The sequence below is a fragment of the Corynebacterium sp. HMSC05D08 genome (genome assembly GCF_001807215.1).
Lineage (GTDB): Bacteria > Actinomycetota > Actinomycetes > Mycobacteriales > Mycobacteriaceae > Corynebacterium > Corynebacterium striatum.
This window is the reverse complement of record NZ_KV788355.1, coordinates 13489-34301: the sequence shown is the minus strand read 5'-3', so window position 1 is coordinate 34301 and position 20813 is coordinate 13489. Positions and strand designations below refer to the sequence as shown.

Below are 20813 nucleotides of genomic sequence, written 5' to 3'. Positions count from 1 at the left end.
AAGGAAACCATGGCAACCGTCACTTTTGATGGAGTCTCTCGCATCTATTCCAAGGACGCGCAGCGCCCAGCAGTAGACAACTTGAACCTGGAAATCGCCGACGGAGAGTTCCTTGTACTCGTCGGCCCGTCTGGCTGTGGCAAGTCCACAAGCCTGCGCATGCTGGCGGGCTTGGAACCCACCGACATCGGCTCGATTCTCATCGATGGCAAGGACGTCACTGGGGTCAGCCCATCAGACCGTGACGTTGCGATGGTCTTCCAAAACTACGCTCTCTATCCAAACATGACTGTTGCTCAGAACATGAGCTTCGCTCTGGAAAACCGGAAGGTGGATAAGGAAACCATTCGCAAGCGCGTCGCGGAAGCAGCCAAGATCCTGCAGATGGAGGATCTGCTTAACCGCAAGCCGGCAAACCTATCTGGTGGCCAGCGTCAGCGCGTCGCAATGGGGCGTGCCATAGTGCGTGAGCCCGCCGTGTTCTGCATGGATGAGCCACTGTCTAACCTCGACGCTAAGCTGCGTGTTTCCACCCGCGCACAGATTTCCGAGCTGCAGCGCAGGCTGGGCACCACCACCGTTTATGTCACGCATGACCAGACTGAAGCCATGACCATGGGCGATCGAGTCGCCGTGCTGAAGGAGGGCGTTCTCCAGCAGGTAGCCCTTACCCGCGAGGTATACGACAAACCAGCAAACACCTTCGTGGCTGGGTTCATCGGCTCGCCAGCGATGAACCTCTACGACCTAGAAAATAATTCGCTCGCAGGTCTGAGCATCCCGAACTCACCCAACGGCCCAGTTTGCGTGGGCATCAGGCCTGAAGACTGGAAGCTGAGCTCCGAAGGCGAAGGCGGCGTCAAGTTCGTGGTGCACCACATCGAAGAGCTCGGCCACGAATCCTATATCTATGGCGACCTACTCGATGCTGATGACAGCGTGATTGCCTCGACCACACGCCTCGGCGGCAATACCGGCGTTCGCGTCGAGCCGCGAAACCGGCAAACCGTTGGATCCACGATGTGGATAAAGCCAGATGCAGAACGGATTCACTTGTTCGACAGGGACTCCGGCGAGCGTCTCGACTAAGCTCCGCGCTCTCCCACCCGTATCTTGGCCTTGTGCCAGGTGCGGGTTTCTTTCTTTAACGGGCCTGCGTTGGGCGACGCCGCTACTAGGAAATGTACGGCCCGTCCACAGCGGTGAGGGTGGAGCCGTCTCACGTATAGTCACCGGAGCCCTTCAGCGATGGGCAGCACCTCCTGCGGCGTGCTGTCTTGGTCGTAGACCACGGTCTGGCCTGTAAAGCCAGTGCCACCGCCATCAATATCGCCTTGGTAGGCAACAAAAGTCTCCACCGTGGGCTTGACTCCTGAGGCTCTCAAGTCCGGTGCTAACTGTAGACATGGTCAAGTCCTGGCACCTCGGACCAGATGAAACTCGTCAGCATTGGTCTCATGCCACAAGGTTACGCGTGCCCCTGGGCTCTTTGAGCATGCTAGCTTCCCAGAGAATACACAGATGAAACACTGTGTTTTACACATAATCACTTTGTGTATTGCCAGATTCGGTTGCTACAAATAGGAAGTCGTTTCAATTAAGACGTTTACAGGTCGTACGACGTTTGTAGGGATGCTCTTACTAAAGAGCACCTCCCGATAAGTTGTAATATAAGGAGAATACTGGGGTGAATAAACCTTCACGAATTGTGGGGCTTGATATAGCGCGCTCCCTCGCCATCATCGGCATGATCATTATCCATATGGCCTCACTGCTTTGGAGCACAAAGGTTGTGCTCTCCGGCCTGCCTTCATCATTGTTCGCCATTATTGCCGGCGCCACCATGATGATTATCGGCCGAAACTACAGCAGCACCACTTTCTTGCGCCTCATCACTCGCGGCGCTCTGATTATCCTCATCGGCATGGCCTTGTTGCCGGTCGGTGGGCAAATTCAAGTAGTCCTCATTGTCATGGGCCTGGTAATGATGTTGGTTTCCTGGATGCCAGCACTCGGAACCTGGTGGCGAGTCGGCTTCTTCATCGCCGCAACTATCGCCGCAACAATTAAGTACGCGCCCATGACGCTGCCACAGATTTATCCGCTTCTGGCGTGGATCGCATATTTCATCGGCGGCATGCTGCTTTACGACGTCTACCTACGCGGTCGTCTGCAAGGCGCCTCCACCTCCGAGACCAGCGCTAATACTCGGTTGAGCTGGATTGTTACCGCTGTCAGCGTTGTCATCGCAGCCGTCGGCATGTACTTCCGATTTGATCCGGAGATTGCTGGCTGGCTCCGATTTACCGGACATACCGGTGTCTTCGGCGAAATCATTCTCTCCGTCGCCGTTGCCGCTATTGTGCTGCATTTGTGCCTGTTCGTCGGCGACCGCTTCGCGACCGCGCTTTACCCATTCGCGGCCATGGGAACAATGTCGCTGACCATTTACATCCTGCACGTTCTCACCGCGTTTTATTGGCAGCAGAATGTGTCTTTGCATTCCACGTTGTCCGCAGCAGGATTCATCGTATTCTTCCTTGTCATCGCAAGCCTCTGGAAGAAGTTTGTGGGACAGGGCCCTGCTGAAAAGCTTGTTGCCACCGTGATCAAGGCCATTGTTCCTTCTGGGAAAGGGAAATAACCGTGAAGAAAACATCTTTTTCCATCGCAGCACTTGTTAGCAGCACTCTGCTTCTATCTGCCGGCCCGGCTCTTGCATTGGAAAACGGCGAACCCGCACCTGCAAATGCTGAAAGCGGTTCTGTGGCCGCGCTAAAGATGGGTAAAATCGGCAATTTTGGTGACTGCACCGGAACGCTGGTTGCAGATCAGTGGGTGCTCACAGCACGCCACTGCCTGGAGTCTGTAAACAACGAAGGAACCCAGGCCCGCATCGGCGGGAAAGTCTACGATGCCGATTCTTGGGCACTGTCTCCAGTGTCTGATGCAGGATTGCTTCACTTGACCGAGAAAGTCACTGACGCAACCCCGGCGAAGGTTTCCCGCAATATTCCGGCACCTGGGCAGACGGGTACTCTCTACGGCTGGAGCAGCAGCTCGTCTATGGCACGCTCCGGGCAGCTTCCGATGACCAAGATGGTGGTCAATGAGCTGCTGGGCGGAGGCCCCTCTGGAGGTACTCCAGACGAGGCTGCGCCTGGTGAAGCTACTCCAGGTGAGGCTATTCCAGGCGGTGCCATGACATCAATGGAAATGCAGCCAGACGCCGTCATGCCAGGTACAGCAATGCCAAATGCAGCTAAGCCAGATGCAGCTAAGCCAGATGCGGTCAAGCCAGATGATTCCAAAACCGAGTCCATCCCTGCTGGAACCGAAAGCATCCCAGCCGACGGTTCCATGATGCCGCTGATCCAAAGCGCCATCCTGGACGCACATTCCGTATCTGGCGCAGGTATGCAGGGCGGCGACTCCGGCGGACCATTCTTCGTTGACGGAGAGCTCGCTGGTCTCGCTACCGCCCAAACTGCGAATGGCGATCCTGACCTGCCCTCTCCCAGCGCGGCAATCACTACCCTCGCAGGAACCGCCGACTGGATTGACGGTGTCACCTCTGGTCGCGACACCAAAAGCGTCCTAACCGCAGCAAACACTCCTGCTCCACCAAAGACCATTCAGACCAGCGCCGATCACATGTGGAGCTACCTCGCCATCGCGTGCGTTGGCCTGGTTATCGCAGCAGCCTGGTCGCGCGTTAGGAATGGCCGAAAGTAGAACCGTCTAACCACAACCACAAGCCGCCTCCCCAGCAAGTACTGGGAAGGCGGCTTTTATCGTGCATGCGAGGAACTTAATCGTGACTGAAACCACCATGCTCCCGCAGCTCAATGCACTGGTTTCAGGTATTCAGGCCTCTCCTGTTCCCGTGTTTGCCACATGCGAAGGTGCAACTGCCTGCGCAGACGCTTCAATTGCATTTGCTTGCGATGTCGTTGGGGCGTCACCGCGCGCTTCAGCTCGCGCTGCTCCAGGACCGCATGAGCGTAGAAGAAGCGGTGGGTGCGGGGGTCGTCGCCAAGCAGGGGGCCCGCGGAGAGGCCCTCGGCGCCCTTCCCGACCGCTTGGTGTGGGAAGAAGATCCCAATACCGCCTACTCGCCTCCGACGAGCACAAGAAAGGCGTAGCAGCCTTCATCGCAAAGCGCCCCGCTCAGTTCTAGTTGTCCGGAGTTTCTAGTTGCTCGGGGTCTGCTTCGTCTTCCCAATCGAAGTCGAGGTAAGGCCGCTCGATTTCCGTGTCCTCCCGCGCAAGGTGCTTGACCACCGGCTCTAGCTCACTGATTGCGTCGAGGTGCCCAAAGATGGCCCCATGAATAGCACAGCCAATCTGCCCCGCGGACATCCCCCTATCGACAAGGAAGTGCTGCTCAAGCGCGATTCCTATATGATCATCTGAGCTCGCCGCGTGAGCCATAGACTCATGCTCACCCGCGTTAAAGTCGTTGAGCACCTGGAGGAGTTCACCATAATTGAACTTCGCGGTATCAGAGTCGAAGTAGGCGCGGACGGACATCCAGCGCCGCCCATCCATGCGGAATACGAAATAATAGCCGTTGATAAACGCGTAAATGGCTTGCTCTTCCGGCTCCATCTCCACATTCTCGATACCTTCCGCAGCGAGAACGCACTGCACACGTTCCAAGGTCACAGGTACCAGTGTTCCCGTGTTGGATTCCCCGAAACGCTCCGTGAACCCATCGGGTACTCCCGCGAGCTCAGGAACATGCTCGCTGAGAATCTCCAGCGCCGTTTGGACGCTACACATGCTGATATCGATCATGTCCTCCAATTGCGTGTCGCTTAAGCCTGCACGCAGTTCATAACGGATAGTGATGGCTACTTCGAGGTACCCGTCTTCCTTCTCAGTGAAAGAGGAGGCCGGCCAAAGCAACCGGTTGTTGGACTCGGACACGGCGAATGCAAGATCCGCTGCGCGACTCGAATGCACATTCACCTTGGGTACAGCCTTGAGAGAGAAAAGCTGGCCGTAGGCGCCGTCTAGGGCAATCAAGACGGTAAACCGGGAAAATTCCACAACGAGGATGTCTGATTCGCTTCCTTCGACATGGAAGTCAATGCCGACCTCGCGAAGTGCACCCATGATGCGGGTCAAAGTGACGGGGCGGGCGTCATCGCCAAAGCGGGAAAGGGACTTGTTCTCGCAACTGTTGCACATAATGGCTCCTTCACGGACGAGAAAGCCAGCTAGTTAGCTGGATGTTTAGGGAACTGTTTTCAACACACCACACACCCTAGAAACCGCACCGGACACGTCCGCCCCCGCAAAGCCGCAAGATTCGAACATCCGGGCCAAATAGCCAGTGAAATGACAGGAAGTTCCAGTGGACTATCAGCCGCGAATCATGGCTGTGCCAGCTGCGTGCCCCATACTTTTGTTGTGCGTTTGAGAGAGCGCATGAGAGAGATAGAGAGAACCCCTCAGCTTCCGGAGGGCAGCCTTGGCTGATAATCGGGAGTGTTTAGAGAGAGACAGCGTCAGCGCCTAGGGCCCCACGTGAGAGCCCGGGCGCTATCGCTGTCTTGCATAGCTCTTGAAATAACTCGGCAACGATGTCGAAAACCATGCCTAAAGGATTGTGCATCTGAACAGGAATCAGTGCCTTAAAGCACCAATTTTTGTATCCCGGCTCACATATTGCACCCAACGCCTTATCGTCATTTCTAGCGGAATAGCTACCGCCACTACAGACCAGAACCAAATATGTCCCGTCCGCATAAAGGCGCATATCTACTGGTCAAAGGAGATCCTAGACTCATTTAGAAAGGTCCTGACATGGTTAAGTTTGTCGACGTTACGAACATCGCTCGCTGGGTCCAACGCGAAGGCGTAGAGAACATCGTCACCGGCATGGCCGGATATCTCGAAGAAGACTACAAGCGTTGGGAGCGCTTCCAGAAGGCACCTCGTTTCGGTTTCCACTCCCCATTCGGAGTCATGGAGCTTATGCCGACTGCAAACACCGAAGAGTTCGCGTTCAAATACGTCAGCGGCTATCCCGCGAACCCACTGCGCGGCTACCAAACCGTTACGGCTTTTGGCATGCTAGCCGACGTCGACACTGGCTACCCGACTTTCCAGTCTGAGATGACACTGCTTACCGCTTTGCGCACTGCAGCCGTTTCCGCAATGGTGGCAAAGCACCTTGCACGCCCGGATTCGAAGAAGATGGCCATGATCGGCGCCGGTTCTCAGTCCGAATTCCAGGCTCTTGCTTTCCGCGGCATGCTCGGCATCGAAGACATCAGCATCTACGACGTAGATCCAAAATCGCTCGAAAAGTTTAAGCGCAACCTCGAGCCATTGGGTTTCCACATCACTATCGCACAAACCACCGAGGAAGCAGTCGAAGGCGCCGACATCATTACGACCTGTACAGCGGACCAAGCGCAGAACCATGTCCTGCAGCTCGAGCACGTCAAGCCTGGCGTTCACCTCAATGCCGTTGGTGGCGACTGCGAGGGCAAGACTGAGCTTGATGAGCGCATCCTCGACAAGGCAAAAGTCTTCGTTGAATATCCTGAGCAAACCCGCATCGAGGGCGAAATCCAGCAGAAGCCTGAAGACTTCCCAGTTGTTGAATTCTGGAAGGTTCTCGCAGGCAAGGAAACTGGTCGCGATTCCGTAGAGCAGATCACGCTTTTCGACGACGTCGGATTTGCCATCAACGATTACTCCGCGCTGCGCTATCTCCGTGACAGTGTCGCCGGCACCGATCTTGAGGTCGACATCGAGCTCTTTGCAGAACCAGATGACCCAAAGGACCTTTTCTCGATGGTCGCCAACGTTCCGGCCGTCTTCTAATCCAGCCGTTCTCGTTAAGCTCCTTAGATTCCCTTCCTGCTCGCCCAAAGGCAGGAAGGGAGTCGCTGTTTTGGGAGGAAGAATGAGCTCAGCTTGAAAGTTAAGCTCTCTGCTACCCCTCCAACACCAAGGCCTTAAGCCTCCAAATGCAGCGGAAGAATGGCAAGCAACATCCTGATCCTGCCTGCATCCTCAATAGTCAGCGGCGAAAGTCCAGTGCAACTTTCGAAAGACTTTAAACGATTAATTACGGTGTTGCGGTGGCAATAGGTTTGCTCAGAAGTTGCCTTCACTGAGCCAGTTCGCAAATAAGCATCAACGGTTTCGACCAGTTGATCACGTTCCTTCTCGCCCACCCCTAAAAGCTCTTCCAAAGGTACGGAAAGATATCCAGGTAATACTTCTTCGGCGTAGCGCGCCAAAACAACTGGGAGAAGATCTTCTACGAATGACAATCGTTTCGCACCAGCAGCATGAGCTCCTTGTCCAAACTTCGTCGCTGCGGCAATACGAGTAAGCCCAATCGCCTGCTTACGCAGGTTCTGCAAGCCATAGACGTGGGCATTAACCAAACACCACTCATTCTCAAGATGTAGCATGGAAACCATAGCTTCCGGAGTAGCCCCAAAAGCCTTTGCCCAAAAAATACAGAAAGAATTATTGAAATAAAGCCAGAAAGCACGCCCTTCCGTCATTAGTTCTTCTGCAATGTCTTCAGCCTTAGTGGCTGCCGACATCGGCGCAATGAGCACGCAATACTCGCGCTGAATTTCCGTACCTATCGCTTCAGCCAGCCGCCCAATCTGCGATTCATCAAGATCCTCGGATGCGAAGAGCTCATCGAGAATACGCCGCACGATGAGGTTATTGTCCCCTTCAATCAGCGCTCGTTCAGCCATATACTCTGTGCGAATTTCGAGAGCCGCAACCTCGACCTCCTCGTAGAGCTCTTCCAGGAACTGCACCAAAATTTGGCCATCCTCCGCCCTCTCATTAAGAGCTCGCCACAAGACAATGAAATTTGCACGGACTACTACCGAAAGCTCTTCGAGATTTACCCCCTGGCGCGCACGTGTTCGCGCTATCTTACAAAGCGCCGCATTGAGCTTCTGCGCATAGGAAGCTTGCGAATCCCTTCCGTTTAAAAGCCGATGAAGGATCGTCCGAAAAAGGACGGCAGAGGCTTGATGTAGCTCCCGCTCGCTTACCCGAGTTCCGATGTATAACTTGCGCCGTCGAACCTCTTCGAGATGTGCTTGTGAAAGTGCTTCGAGCTCCTTTTCCAAAGCTAAGAGCATCTCTTTCCATAACAGCGCTTCTTCCATTGCCATCCTCATCTTCATCGGTTTTAACCCAATGAGCAGTGTCAATATATCTGTGACTTTTACCCAAGACCGAGCACAAAGTTATGCAGGTGCACAAACCCAGGCGCTAATCATGGTGTCGTTCCACAAATATCGGGACTGTCTCTTCTCACTTTGACCCCACGTCACTAAATTGTGATTCAGGATACATTAATAAATACATAGTATCCCAACTCACTTTTAGGCCAGCAGCGGGCAACACCCCTAGACGTTTTGCCACAGCTTTCCCCGGAAAGCGCACAACCGAAAATTGACATCATCCTTGGAGGCTCAATGACTACCCTGAAGACAGAATCTGCCCATGCAGCACAGCCGCCCACTACAGCCAAGCCAGTCAAAGGCAAAACCAAAAAATCTGACGGCTCAACATGGACCTGGGTAATCACGCTCTTCGGCACCGCAGTCGGCGCGGGAATCCTATTCCTACCCATGGACGCCGGCAGTTTCGGTTTCTGGCCACTGCTTGCTGGCACCATCATCATTGGTCCACTGGTCTTTTATTCGCACCGAATGTTTTCCCGCGTCACCAGTGCCTCCCCATTCAAGGACAAAGACGTTCTCCAAGTTGTAAGCCAGCTCCTAGGAAAAACGCCCGGCACATTATTGGCCATTTCCTACTGGATGGGCATCTATCCGGTCGTGCTCATCTACGCCATTTCGATTACCAACACGGTAGATAGCTTTATCGTCAACCAGCTAAATGGACCGGAAATCAACCGCACGATTCTTTCTATCGTGTGCGTCGGAATCCTTACCGGTGCTTTCGCCCTAGGCCGCAAGCCAATGTTGTGGCTGTCCAACGCACTGGTCTATCCACTCATCATCTCGCTAGCGACGGTATCCATCTACCTGATTCCGCATTGGGATTTTTCCGGATTCTATGAGACTTCAACCTTCCACCCTTGGGACTTCTTAAAGTCGCTGTTCCTGATCATGCCAGTGCTTATCTTCTCCTTTAGCCATGAGGCAGCAATGTCCCAATTCTCCTTGGACATGAAAAAATCCTACGGAGCCAATGCCGAGAAGCAGGTAAGCCGAGTCGGCCGAATCACAGTATTCCTGCTCGTCTTTTTCACGATGTTCTTCGTCTGGTCTTGCGTGCTTTCGATGGGCGCCGACGGAATTAAGACCGCAACCGAGCAGAACATCCCAGTTCTGTCCTACTTTGCAAACACCGCGAACGCCCCGTTCATGGTCTGGATTTCCCCAATCATCGTCCTTTGCGCCATCATCACCTCATACTTCGGCCACATGCTTGGTACCGAAGAAGGCACCAAATTCCTAGCACGACGCATTGCTCCGAAGACCGCGAACCGTTTCACTGATAAGCAGCTCGATATAGCCACCTACATCTTCGTCTTCATCACCGCAACGCTCGTCTCCATCTTCAACCCGTCGGTCCTTGACCTTATTTCGCTGGTAGGTGGCGTATTCGTCGCCCTCACGGTCTATGTAATGCCGCTGTTCCTATTCCGAACCCACGAGAATTACGCCAAGTTCCGCGGCATCTGGTCCAACTACTTCGTATTCACCGCAGCAATCATCGTTATCATCACTACCATTTTGGACCTCTTCTAAGGCAAAACAAAAAGCCCCAGGTGTCTAAAGCTCGATCTAAATCAAGCCCCCACCACCAGGGGCTTTTAACCTTTATTCCCCCATCCTTATCACGACTATTTCTTGCCCTTCGGGCATGCATAGTCAAGATGACGCACCATCAGCCCCTCTGCAGCATCGTCATCCTGCGCCAGGACTGCTTCCACAATTTCTAGATGCTCCGTTGCAGTCTGGCGCACCTTTCCACTCGTCATGAGGTCGAGATAGTAACCATTTGCGCGGGACTGATCGCGCAGTCTTTCCACGATCTGAACCCAGCGACCATTCCCTGTAAGAGAGACCAAATAAAGATGGAATTGCTGATCCGCCTCTAGGTAGCGGAACATATCTTCGCCAGTCACAGCGCCGTGCAATTCATCAGTCTTTTTAGCCAAGCTACGGAGTCGCTCACTTTGAGCCTCATCCAGCTCCATCGCCGCGACCCTCCGAACAGCTTCGACCTCAATCAGAAGGCGCAGGTCATAAATTTCCTGGTTATCTGCATCGGAAAGCTCAACCACTCGAAAACCGCGATTTCGAACGTTTTCCAAAAGCCCGCGATCAACCAAAGACATCATGGCCTCACGCACTGGGCTATTTGAAATGTTTAATTCTTTAGCCAACGCGTTTGCAGAGTAGATTTCACCGACCTTCATCTCACCGCGCAAGAGCATGCTGCGAATGAGATATTCTGTGGAATCCTTTAAAGTCCTCCGATTCAAAGAGGACTCCATTCCATACATCTCCAAGTCAATCACGTAATTAACCTTACTAGTCCGCCCCATACCAGCGATCTGGATTGCCGCAGCCAAGCCGTCGGTAGCCATCGCCCACCTTCTTCCTTTTGAAGCGAGGTTTATCCCTCGCCCGCAAGCCCTAGAGAAGCCAGCCGTCTCAAGCAGAAGCAACTTCCCATTTAAGTGCCCGAGAGCACAATTACTTTCCCAAACCTCTTTATTAACGGTTATATATAACATACAATGCGACTTACGTCACTTTATACGCTTCGCGCTGAAATTAACGACGTTGAGAACAAGAAAGGCTCCTGTCATGGAAACTAAGACAGTGCTTGCACAAGGTGCAGTCGATCAAACAATTCAAAACGTCTTTGGCCCCTTCGTTGACGTTTTAGAAAAAGTCGTGTTCTTCGCAATACCAATCGGTGAAGCCGAGCTCCCCCTCGTGGTGATTTGGCTACTCATGGGCGGACTATTTTGCACGTTTTATCTTCGTGTTCGCCCATTCAAAGATGCCAAGCAAACCTTCCGCGTAGTACGCGGCATGCTTGCTCGAAAGTCAGATCCCGGCGAAGTAACAAGCTTCCAAGCCTTCGCCACCGAGCTGGCCGGCACCATCGGCCTCGGCAACATTGCCGGCGTTGCTGTCGCGATTTCCCTCGGTGGACCAGGCGCTTCGCTATGGATCATCATCGCCGGCCTGTTAGGAATGGCCTTGAAGCTGGCAGAGGCAACCCTCTCCCAGATGTTCCGCCGTGTTAATTCAGACGGCAGCATTTCGGGCGGTCCGATGTATTACTTGAAAGACGGGCTCACCTCAGTAGGCAAGCCAAAGCTCGGGTCCTTCCTCGGAAGGTTCTATGCAATTGGCTTTGCTCTTTCCGCTTTCGGCGCAGGCAACATCTTCCAAGCCAACCAGGTGGCGTTACACGTCATCGATATCACCGGAGGAACAGACAGCTTCTTCGCCAATAAGGCATGGCTCATCGGCGTTTTCCTCGCCATCCCAGCAGCCCTCGTCATTCTCGGCGGAATCAGTGCCATCGCACAATGGACTTCTCGCATGGTGCCGCTGATGTCCGTTATTTATGCTGTGGGCGTCCTCGCCGTACTCGGTGCCAACTTCACCGATATTCCGCACGCGGCTTCGCTCATTGTTAGCGGTGCTTTTAATCCCGACAGCATCAGTGGCGGTGTCATCGGTGTCATGATCATCGGTATCCAACGCGCCCTGTTCTCCAACGTCGCCGGTGTCGGTACGGCCGGTCTTGCGCACTCGGTAACGAAGAACCGCCGCCCGGCTGAGGAAGGCTTTACCGCAGCTTGGGAGCCTTTCTTCGATTCCGTTGTCGTATGTACGCTTACAGCCCTTTCAATCATCGTTACCGGTCAGTATCTAAACCAGGGCGAAGAAGGCGTAACCCTCGCCTCCAACGCTTTTGCCACGGTTAATGGTGTGTTCCCTTGGCTACTTTCCTTGTGCATCATCCTCTTTGCCTTCTCCACAGTCTTGTCTTATTGCTTCTATGGAGAAAAGGCAGCCGGTTATGTCTTCAAGGAAAACAAGATCGCCGAATTGGGATACAAGGTCGTCTACTTGTTGATGATCATCGTTGGCGCAGCAGTATCGCTGGATACTGTGGTGCGTTTCTCTGATGCCACCTTCTTCTTGGTATCTATCCCTAATCTTCTAGGCATCTATTTGCTGGCTAAGCCACTGCGGAAAGAAATCACAGAGTATCGCGCGTCGGTGGACAACGGAACTATCGATGTTGTCCCAGAACACGAACAAGTCAAGATGTTTCCAAAGCTCGAAAAGACTGTTGCAGACTCGTAAACCTCTCTCCCCTGCCTCCCCGCATAATTTTCCCGTTTAATTAAGGAGTTTCTGTGAGCCACATTGCTCAGCGCATTCTCGACCAGCGCGCGAGCTCTTTGCGTCCGCCACTCGGAGTTGTTCCGGCGGGCGCAATTTCCCTTGCGCTAGGAGAACCAGACTTTCCCACCCCAGAACCCATCGCGAACGCCGGCAACAAGGCAGTAAGCGAAGGAAATACCCGTTATACCGATCAGCACGGCCTGCGTTCTTTGCGCGAAAAGCTGGTGTCTGCACTGCCTTCGGGCCCCGCGAATAAGGACTGGGATGCTGATAACGTCGTGGTCACGCATGGCGCCACGGCCGCACTGGGAGCGATCTTCTTCGCCCTCTTAAGCCCCGGGGACAAGGTGGTCATCCCTGAACCGGCCTATTCCCTCTACGCGGACCTTGTCACCCTCGCTGGCGGAGAAGTCGTCTATGCAAAACTGGGCAAAGACCTACACTTCGACATCGAAGAATTAAAGGAAAAGCTTCCGGGCGCCAAGGCTATCGTCTTTTCTAACCCCTCAAACCCGAATGGCATTGTGCACACCAAGCACGAGTTGGAGGAACTGGGCAAGCTACTCGAAGGACGCTCTACCCTAGTTATTTCTGACGAAGCATACTCCTCTCTGACGTACTCAGGCCATGACTTCACCTCGGCTTTGGAAGTCGAATCCCTAGCGCCGCGCACGCTTTATGTACAGACCTTCTCCAAGAAATACGCCATGACCGGCTGGCGCGTCGGTTATGTCGCTGGCGATAAGGAGCTCATCGCCGCTATCGCACAATTCCACCGCACCTTCAACGGCTCGCTGAACAATGCGGCACAGATTGCTGCAGAGGCTGCGCTCGATCTGCCGGATTCAGCGCTGCAGCCGATGCTCGATGAATACGCCGCCCGGCGCGAGTTGATGGTTGAGTTGCTCAACGAGGTCCCTGGCATTGAGACAGTCGAGCCGGAGGGCGCTTTCTATTCCTTCATCCACTACGAGGTAGACAAGCCCTCTGTGCAGGTGGCGCGTGAGCTTGGCGACGCCGGGGTCATCGTCCGCGCCGGCGCCGAGTATGGCCCGAGCGCCGAGCACCACATCCGTATTTCTTTCGCGGCCTCGCAGGAAGAAATCCGCCGTGGCTTTAGCATCATCCGCGATTACTTCGCTTCCCAGTAAATAAAGACAAAAATATCCCGCCTCGTAGATAACTTACGAGGCGGGATATTTTTATATCGCTTTACAGGAACTTAACGCCCTGTGCGAGTGGAAGCTCACCGGAGTAGTTAACGGTATTGGTTGCACGGCGCATGTAGGCCTTCCATGCGTCGGAACCGGACTCACGGCCACCGCCGGTCTCCTTCTCACCTCCGAAGGCACCGCCGATTTCGGCTCCGGAGGTACCGATGTTGACGTTGGCGATACCGCAATCCGAACCGGAAGCGGAAAGGAAGAGCTCTGCCTCAGACTGGTCCTGGGTGAAGATTGCAGAAGACAGACCCTGCGGCACAGCATTGTGCAGCTCGATTGCTTCTTCCAGGTCCTTGTAGGTAATCACATAGAGAATCGGGGCAAAGGTCTCGTTGTGAACGACTTCGGTCTGGGAAGGCATCTTCACTACGGCAGGCTGAACGTAGAAGGAGTCTTCGTTGTCATCGACAATGACTCGCTCGCCGCCGACCAAAAGCTCGCCGCCCTGCTCCTGCGCGCGCTGCAGCGCATCCTGCATATCCTCGTAAGCCTTCTGATGAACCAGCGGGCCAACCAGGACGGACTCATCGCGCGGGTCACCAATGGTCAGAGTCTTGTACGCTGCGACCACTTTGCTAGTGAGTTCATCAGCAATGGACTCGTGCACGATGAGGCGGCGCATAGTGGTGCAACGCTGTCCTGCGGTACCAGCGGCTGCGAAGACGATACCGCGCAGTGCGAGATCGATGTCTGCAGAAGGAGTTGCGATACCGGCGTTGTTGCCGCCGAGCTCAAGGAGGTAGCGGCCAAAGCGAGAGGCAACACGAGGCGCAATTTCGTGACCCATGCGGGTAGAACCGGTGGCGGAAACCAAAGCGACACGCTTGTCATCAACCAGCACCTCACCGATTTCGCGGTCACCCAGAACCAGCTGGTGGATGTTTGGATCCTCGCCGCACTCCTCTACTGCCTTGCGCAGCAGCGAGTGCGCGCCGATGGCGGAGAGAACACAGATTTCGGAAGGCTTCCAGACGACGGTGTCGCCGCAGACCAACGCGATGGCGGTGTTCCAGGAATAGACCGCTACCGGGAAGTTGAACGCAGAGATAACACCGACGACGCCGATTGGATGCCAGGTCTCCATCAAGCGGTGGCCTGGACGCTCAGAAGGCATGGTCTTGCCGAAGAGCATTCGGGACTGACCGAGAGCGTAGTCGCAGATGTCAATCATCTCCTGCACCTCACCCTCCGCTTCAGACATGGACTTGCCCGCTTCAATCTGTACGAGAGTCGCAAGGTCACGCTTGTGCTCTGCAAGCAGCTCACCCCAGCGCTTAACCACATTGCCGCGCTGCGGTGCCGGCACGTTGCGCCAGGACTTGAAAGCCTCATCGGCGGCCGCAATTGCCTTATCGACGCCTTCCTTCGAAGTGGACTCTACGGCCAAAAGCTCAGCGCCAGTCAGCGGAGTGCGCGACATGAGGTCGCCTTCTCCAACCGTGATAGTAGAGCCGCAGGCATTTAGCGCGGATTTTACGGTTTCGAGCAACTGGTCGTGGGTCTGAACGGTCATTATTTTTCCTTTCCTAGGGACGTATTGCTTTTAGGCTTGTGCAACAGCCGCGGTTGGCTGGACGGTGATCTTTAGGTTGGTAGCGAGTTCTTCGAGTGAAGCTTCTTCCTGTGCACGGTAGAGCTCAAAGGGTTCCTTGATCTCGCGGCCTACAATCTTGGACATAGTCTCAATGTCGTAGTCAGTTCCTTGTTGTTCGTTATCGCGGGTACCTGCCTCCTTCAGATTGGACTGGAAGATTCCCGCCGCGGAACGTGGCAGAAAATCCTCGTAAACAATCGGCTCTGCGATGACGATTCCTTCGGCGATGAGCTCTTCTACCTTGTAGGTTCCGGGTTCCACGGTGGCGCCCCGAGCTACCTCGTAAGTGAAGTAGGCAAGGCCCTGCTCACGCAATCCTTGCTCGCTATCTGGCAGGTTTTCCTCCCAGACCTTGCGCGCTACTTCCACTCGAGTTGGCGCTTCGCCCGCTTGGAGGCGCTTGTCAGTTTCGGCAATCAGGGCGTCGTAAAGCTCACGCCCCTTCGGACTCAAGGCGATACCGCGCTGTTCTACCTCGCCGAAGCGCACGCGCAGCGCACCCGGGCCCACGCTGCCGTCCGCGAAGCGGAAGATGCGCTCTTCATCCAAGGCGCGGAAGGAAGTCTGACGCAGCAGAATGTCTGGGCCCTTCCAAGCTGGTGGTCCCTGGATTTCATCAATCATCGTGATACCGCGCGATTCCATCGAGGAATACAGGTCATCGATGTCGAGGACACGTGGGGTCAAGTGATTGATGTGGGTATAACGGACACCACCGATGTCGGAAGCAACCGCAGAAATGGCCTCGAGCTCGCGGTACCATTCGTCATCGATTGGCTCGTCATTCAGTTTGAAGGCCGCGGTAGCCAACTCGATGAATTTGTCTGCATCGACGTCGTCTAGCCCGCCCTGTTCTTGGGCCTTAGCTGCCATCTCAAGCAGTTCCTCACCGAAGATGGTGCGGGAAGCGATGAACTCATGCAGACGCTTTTGCAGGTCGTCAGAGAAAAAGCGCGGGTCATCGGTGGCGAGCATCGAGGTGAAGACGCGGAAAGGGTTCTTTGCCAGCTCCTGCTTGTCAGTAGGACGGAACGCAGTAGAGACGACCGGGACCGAAGACTTGGCAGCCTCGCGCAGATCGTAAAAGCCAACCGGATACATGCCGAAAGCCGCGAAAACTTGAGCTACCTGTCCCATCTCACGCGGGCTGCCTACGCGGATTGCGCCATGGCGTTCTGCGGTGACTCGTTCGATGGAACCAAGCCTTTCAGCAGAAGCACCCATCTTTTCCATGTAGCGCTTATTTACTTCTTCTGAAACCTCAACGAGGGTGGTGTATGCGGGCACTTCTTCGCCATACATGTCTGACAAGCTCTTGGCAAAGCGAGCACGCAGCTGCCATGTCTCGTTAAACGCCATTCTTTTTCCTTTACTTTTGCGAAGTGGTAAATCAACTGTTAAGCCAGTACAAGCAGCACTTAAATGATGTGCTTTTCAGTCAGCCCGATATTCGGCACCGCAAAGCGGTCGACGGTGAATGCATCGTGCGGGAGGAAGGACTCTTTGTTCGTGACGATGTCTGCGATCAGCTCGCCCGCAGCTGGCCCCTGCAGGAATCCATGTCCAGAGAAACCAGTGATGTAGTAAAAGCCTTCGACCGTGTTCGATGCGCCGATGATGGCGTTGTGGTCAGGGGTGTTTTCATAAAACCCGGCCCAGCCTGCTTCCAGCTGCGGATCGACCAGCGATGGAGCCACGATGCGGGCGGCATCGTTGAAATCATTCAGCCATTCATAGGTCCATTCGCGGTTGAATCCGACCTCTTCCTTATGCGAGATGCCGAGCAACAGTGCGTTGTAGTAATTGTGCATGTAGAAGGTGGTGCCAAGGTCCAAAGTGAAAGGCACCGTGGCATGTGCTTGTGGGCGCTGCGCTGTAATACCAATCATGCGGCGTACTGGTTCTACAGGTAATTCTTGACCAGCCATCTCGCCGATCCGCTTGCTCCACGCGCCGGCTGCACAAATGACTTGGTTGGCGCGAATGACACCGCGATTGGTCAAGACCGCTTCAATCTTGCCACCCGCGGTGGTGATATCGCGGACTTCTGTGTGATCAAGAATGGTCACCCCCAGGGACTGGCACGCACGGCGATAGCCATCAACGGCTGCGGCCGGGCAAGCATATCCATCATCCGGAGAATACGCACCCACCACGATGCTTGCGGGATCGATGAATGGATTGAGCTCGTGTACTTGCTGCGGCGAAACCATATAAGAGTTCACGCCAAGTTCGTTTTGCGTTTGAGTAGCGACTTCGAGGTTGGCCGCTTCTTCTTCGTTACGAGCAAGAAACAGGTAGCCCACTTTGCTCAGTTCAATGTTGACCCCAAAATCCTCGTGGAAGCGCCCGTACTTTTCCAAAGAACGCTTGCCGAGGATGATGTTGTTCGGGTCTGAAAAGTTTGCACGGACTCCGCCCATCGGTTTTGCTGAAGAGCCACAACCCAGCTCGTGCTGTTCCAACACGACGATTCCTTTGACTCCTCGCGATGCGAGATTCCATGCGGCGCTCATTCCCATGACACCGCCTCCGATGATGACTACATTCGCAATCTCTGGCTGTACGCATGCATAGTTCGAAGAAAGCGAAATCTTTACGTCGGCCATCGTGTTCCCTCCTTCCAAACTGCTGGGTTTCCACCCGTGTTTAGTTACCGCTTATCGATAACCTATAAAGTAAAATATGCGATGGGTCACAAAGCGTCAAGGTGTTTGACCTAAATCTCTAAAATCCGTCACCTTTGGCTGCATTAATCAAAGAGCTGCAGGAAACTTTTACGGCCAAGTCCGCCGATCTGGTGTAAGAACCTTTCGAGTCTTTAGTTGTTTTGTCGGTGTGCTCGTTGTATTCGGCGATGTCGTCGGCGGGTAGTTCGAGTTGCTTCTTGAGGTATTCGTGCGGGTTGTCGGCGTTGGGGAACCGGCGCTTCAAGGCTGTGCGCAACACCTGGGCTGGGGTGGTGCTCTCGTTGGCGAGACAGACTTCGTCGAGGTTGAGCGACAGCGTGCCTGCCAGCTGCTCGGCTGATGCGAGGTTGACCTCGTGCAGGTAGCGCTTTTGCTGTATCCAGTCATCATGCCGTTCGGCAAGGACCGCTCCGACAAGCCAGGTAACGGCGTTGTGGTCAGGGAAGATTCCTACCACGTCGATGCGCCGGCGGATTTCCCGGTTGAGTCGCTCTGTAGGGTTATTCGACCATACTTTGGTCCGCACTAGCTTCGGCGCGTGGGTAGATGCCAGCAGGTCGTCAAGGGCTTCTGCGAGGTAGTCAGCAACATCATCGAGCTTTTTCTCTGCAGAGCTCAACGACGTTGCGGCCAATCTGCTCATCCTCGCCGCCGGCGTCATCACCATCTGGTGGTTTAACCCCTGGCCGGACATCGTGGTGGGCCTCGTCGTTGCCGTCATCAACCTCGGCGCAGCAAAAGAGGTCCTCGAGGCCGCACAGGCCGAGGACCCCGAATTGGAGCTGGACGAGTAACTGCCAGGAATACTCAAGGTTTCGTTAATTGATATGCCAGCACGAAGCCGCATAATATGATTATGCGTTTGAGAGAGCGCATGAGAGAGATAGAGACAACTTCAGCGCCCTGCGGCCCCATGTGAGGCCTGGGCGCTGAAGTTGTTTTTGCGCCTCTCGACCCCAGCCAATTGGTGTCCCACAGGCGCGAGGGAACACTCCCCACTTTCCGTCACCTCACCCCACCGCTAGGCCACACTTCTTTCTAGACATTGATTTCTCTCCGGAGCCCAAAGCTCCTTCCTCCGTCAGAAAGGACCAAGCCCGTGCCTACTGCCTATCTCCTGCCCGACACTGCCACCGAAGCCGAAAAGAAGCGCGCCCGCGCTGCGGCCCTAGCCGATATCCGTCATCGTCGCGAGCAAGCCGCAATCATGGCCGCCAAGGCCCGCGAGGCAGAAAAGGCTGCACAGCAGGCTACGCTCCTCGACGGCTTCGATCTGGTGTTCCTCGGCACGCTTGTCGCCGTGCTGCTCATCGGCGCACTCGCGATCCAGATGTGGCCACTGGCCATCGGCATCGCCTCAGTCGTGTTCGTTCTATTCGCACTAGGCGCTTTCCGCGACTAAGGGGCTGCAGGCAACTTTTACCCGGCCACCCCGTGAATGCCAGAAAAACTACCATCTTTCTCGCAGCATCCTGCCGAGTAGTTTTAGCGCCACTTTGGGCATAATCAGCTTGCTGAGTTTAAGAGAATGCACAAGAAAGATAGGCGATTAACCTTTTAACAACGCTCCTTCCACAAGTCGGATAGCCACGTGGGTAAATACATCAAGACCTGCAACGCAGTCTTCATCCTTGGTGTATTCCGCCTCATTGTGGGAGACGCCGTCAACGCTTGGGATAAAGAGCATGACGGTCGGTACGTGCTCCTTCATATTCGTCGAGTCGTGCCCGGCCACGGTGAAGATCTCCTGGTGCGAATAGCCCAGCTCTTCAACCACTTCACGTGCAAGTTCCACGCCGGCCTCTGGATACGGGTTGAGTGCCCACTCATGGGTAACGTTCAGCTCAACACGGGTACAGGACTCTTCTTCCGCTGCCGAAATAATCTCCCGAACGCGCTTCTGCGCGGTCTCCAGCGTCTCACTGTTCGGCGAGCGTAGGTCAATGTTGAAGCGCACCTCACGGGCAATGGTCACCGGCGAGTTTGGTTCCAGGGTCAGCTGGGACACTGATGCCTGAAGCTCAAACTCCGGGAACTCTCGCGTTAAACGCTGTACCTCAGCGATGATGAGGGAGGCGCCAAACAGCGCATCGCGACGATCCGCCATCATGGTCGAACCGGTATGTCCCTGCTCACCGTGCACTACCGCCTGGAACTTCTTCGCGCCCCAGGTCGCGGTAACCAGGCCGATGGTATTGCCAGCAGCCTCCAAACCCTTGCCCTGTTCAACGTGGATTTCGCCGTAGGAAACCACTTTCGGGGCCTGCTCCACCGGGGTCCACTTCTCTTCCTCAAAAGCCTCTGCCACGGTGGTTCCTGCGAGATCCGTCGATTCCAGCGCTTTTTCCAGCGGCATGACTCCGGTGAACACGGAGCTGCCCATCATCGACGGGGAAAAACGCGAGCCTTCCTCGTTAAACCAGTTGATTACGGCCAGGTTATAACGCGGCGAAATCTTCCCCTCTTCCGCAAGGCGGGCCACCCGGTTTGCCGCATGCGCTGCCGCCAGCACACCGTATGCACCGTCATAGCGCCCGGCCAAAGGCTGTGAATCGAGGTGCGAACCCAGGCCTACAAAAGGCGCGTCCGGAACGAACTCGAAAAGACCATACTGATTGCCAATCTCGTCGTAATGCACACGCGCACCCATCGATTCCAGCACCTGGGCAAACCACACACGATTAACGCGGTCTCCTTCGCTCGCAGCTTGCCTTTCGACGCCGCCTCCCGCAGTCGCACCATTGGCCGACATCTCGCGGAAGTCCGCCAGGTACTGTTCATCAGTTGTCGCTCGCATGCCTCTATCCCTCCGAATCTGTTAATTCATGTTCCAAGTCACACTAGAGCCCAATCGACAAGTGCACAGGCAGATTCAGAAAACTGGGGC

17 protein-coding genes and 1 pseudogene are annotated in these 20813 nt (G+C 54.9%); 9 read left to right on the top strand and 9 right to left on the bottom strand.

Annotation, left to right across the window (positions count from 1 at the left end):
* Positions 1-9: 9 nt before the first annotated feature.
* Positions 10-1089, top strand: coding sequence for an ABC transporter ATP-binding protein (locus HMPREF3148_RS11030; RefSeq protein ID WP_049158651.1), 1080 nt, complete (start codon positions 10-12; stop codon positions 1087-1089).
* 140 nt (positions 1090-1229) lie between these two features.
* On the opposite strand, the gene HMPREF3148_RS13740 is transcribed toward HMPREF3148_RS11030, so the two are convergent.
* Positions 1230-1385, bottom strand: a complete 156-nt coding sequence (locus tag HMPREF3148_RS13740) for a hypothetical protein (protein ID WP_153246201.1) — start codon at positions 1383-1385, stop codon at positions 1230-1232.
* A 302-nt stretch (positions 1386-1687) separates the two neighbouring features.
* Here HMPREF3148_RS13740 and HMPREF3148_RS11025 point away from each other — a divergent pair, with 302 nt between their 5' ends.
* From HMPREF3148_RS11025 to HMPREF3148_RS13735, 3 genes are all read left to right on the top strand, one after another.
* Complete coding sequence (locus HMPREF3148_RS11025; protein WP_070509134.1) at positions 1688-2644, top strand: DUF418 domain-containing protein; 957 nt, start codon at positions 1688-1690, stop codon at positions 2642-2644.
* 2 nt (positions 2645-2646) lie between these two features.
* Complete coding sequence (locus HMPREF3148_RS11020; RefSeq protein ID WP_005528125.1) at positions 2647-3735, top strand: trypsin-like serine protease; 1089 nt, start codon at positions 2647-2649, stop codon at positions 3733-3735.
* 263 nt (positions 3736-3998) lie between these two features.
* Positions 3999-4145, top strand: coding sequence for a hypothetical protein (locus HMPREF3148_RS13735; protein ID WP_153246200.1), 147 nt, complete (start codon positions 3999-4001; stop codon positions 4143-4145).
* 31 nt (positions 4146-4176) lie between these two features.
* Here HMPREF3148_RS13735 and HMPREF3148_RS11010 read toward each other — a convergent pair whose 3' ends face one another.
* Positions 4177-5196: a YbjN domain-containing protein gene (locus HMPREF3148_RS11010; protein WP_049063921.1), complete on the bottom strand. Its 1020-nt coding sequence runs from the start codon at positions 5194-5196 to the stop codon at positions 4177-4179.
* A 618-nt stretch (positions 5197-5814) separates the two neighbouring features.
* Here HMPREF3148_RS11010 and HMPREF3148_RS11000 point away from each other — a divergent pair.
* A complete protein-coding gene (locus tag HMPREF3148_RS11000; RefSeq protein WP_005528121.1) occupies positions 5815-6843 on the top strand; it encodes an ornithine cyclodeaminase in 1029 nt (342 codons plus the stop codon).
* A gap of 134 nt (positions 6844-6977) precedes the next feature.
* Here HMPREF3148_RS11000 and HMPREF3148_RS10995 read toward each other — a convergent pair whose 3' ends face one another.
* Positions 6978-8213, bottom strand: a complete 1236-nt coding sequence (locus HMPREF3148_RS10995; protein ID WP_141276880.1) for a helix-turn-helix domain-containing protein — start codon at positions 8211-8213, stop codon at positions 6978-6980.
* Between the two features lie 267 nt (positions 8214-8480).
* Here HMPREF3148_RS10995 and HMPREF3148_RS10990 point away from each other — a divergent pair, with 267 nt between their 5' ends.
* Positions 8481-9785 carry an amino acid permease gene (locus tag HMPREF3148_RS10990; RefSeq protein WP_049166692.1) on the top strand — a complete coding sequence of 435 codons (1305 nt, stop codon included), beginning with the start codon at positions 8481-8483 and terminating at the stop codon, positions 9783-9785.
* Positions 9786-9880: 95 nt separating this feature from the next.
* Here the strand turns inward: HMPREF3148_RS10990 and HMPREF3148_RS10985 are convergent, their stop codons facing one another.
* Positions 9881-10630: a GntR family transcriptional regulator gene (locus HMPREF3148_RS10985; RefSeq protein WP_080969992.1), complete on the bottom strand. Its 750-nt coding sequence runs from the start codon at positions 10628-10630 to the stop codon at positions 9881-9883.
* 223 nt (positions 10631-10853) lie between these two features.
* Between HMPREF3148_RS10985 and HMPREF3148_RS10980 the strand changes: the two genes are divergently transcribed.
* Both HMPREF3148_RS10980 and HMPREF3148_RS10975 read left to right on the top strand, forming a co-directional pair.
* Positions 10854-12377, top strand: a complete 1524-nt coding sequence (locus HMPREF3148_RS10980) for an alanine/glycine:cation symporter family protein (protein ID WP_070509132.1) — start codon at positions 10854-10856, stop codon at positions 12375-12377.
* A gap of 53 nt (positions 12378-12430) precedes the next feature.
* Positions 12431-13570 (top strand): pyridoxal phosphate-dependent aminotransferase, encoded by a 1140-nt coding sequence (locus HMPREF3148_RS10975; protein WP_070509130.1) that lies wholly within the window; start codon positions 12431-12433, stop codon positions 13568-13570.
* Positions 13571-13631: 61 nt separating this feature from the next.
* Here HMPREF3148_RS10975 and HMPREF3148_RS10970 read toward each other — a convergent pair whose 3' ends face one another.
* From HMPREF3148_RS10970 to HMPREF3148_RS13365, 4 genes and pseudogenes are all read right to left on the bottom strand, one after another.
* Complete coding sequence (locus HMPREF3148_RS10970; RefSeq protein ID WP_049166756.1) at positions 13632-15155, bottom strand: L-piperidine-6-carboxylate dehydrogenase; 1524 nt, start codon at positions 15153-15155, stop codon at positions 13632-13634.
* A 30-nt stretch (positions 15156-15185) separates the two neighbouring features.
* Positions 15186-16595, bottom strand: a complete 1410-nt coding sequence (locus HMPREF3148_RS10965; protein WP_065420608.1) for a 2-oxoadipate dioxygenase/decarboxylase — start codon at positions 16593-16595, stop codon at positions 15186-15188.
* Positions 16596-16654: 59 nt separating this feature from the next.
* The gene (locus tag HMPREF3148_RS10960) at positions 16655-17845 is read right to left on the bottom strand and encodes an NAD(P)/FAD-dependent oxidoreductase (RefSeq protein ID WP_070509128.1); all 1191 of its coding nucleotides are present in this window, start codon (positions 17843-17845) and stop codon (positions 16655-16657) included.
* A gap of 406 nt (positions 17846-18251) precedes the next feature.
* Positions 18252-18533 (bottom strand): annotated as a pseudogene (locus tag HMPREF3148_RS13365) (transposase); the annotation flags it as partial.
* 492 nt (positions 18534-19025) lie between these two features.
* On the opposite strand from HMPREF3148_RS13365, the gene HMPREF3148_RS10950 reads away from it, so the two are divergent.
* Complete coding sequence (locus tag HMPREF3148_RS10950; RefSeq protein ID WP_046645139.1) at positions 19026-19328, top strand: hypothetical protein; 303 nt, start codon at positions 19026-19028, stop codon at positions 19326-19328.
* Between the two features lie 147 nt (positions 19329-19475).
* Here HMPREF3148_RS10950 and HMPREF3148_RS10945 read toward each other — a convergent pair whose 3' ends face one another.
* Complete coding sequence (locus HMPREF3148_RS10945; protein WP_070509125.1) at positions 19476-20723, bottom strand: M20 family metallo-hydrolase; 1248 nt, start codon at positions 20721-20723, stop codon at positions 19476-19478.
* Positions 20724-20813 lie beyond the last annotated feature (90 nt).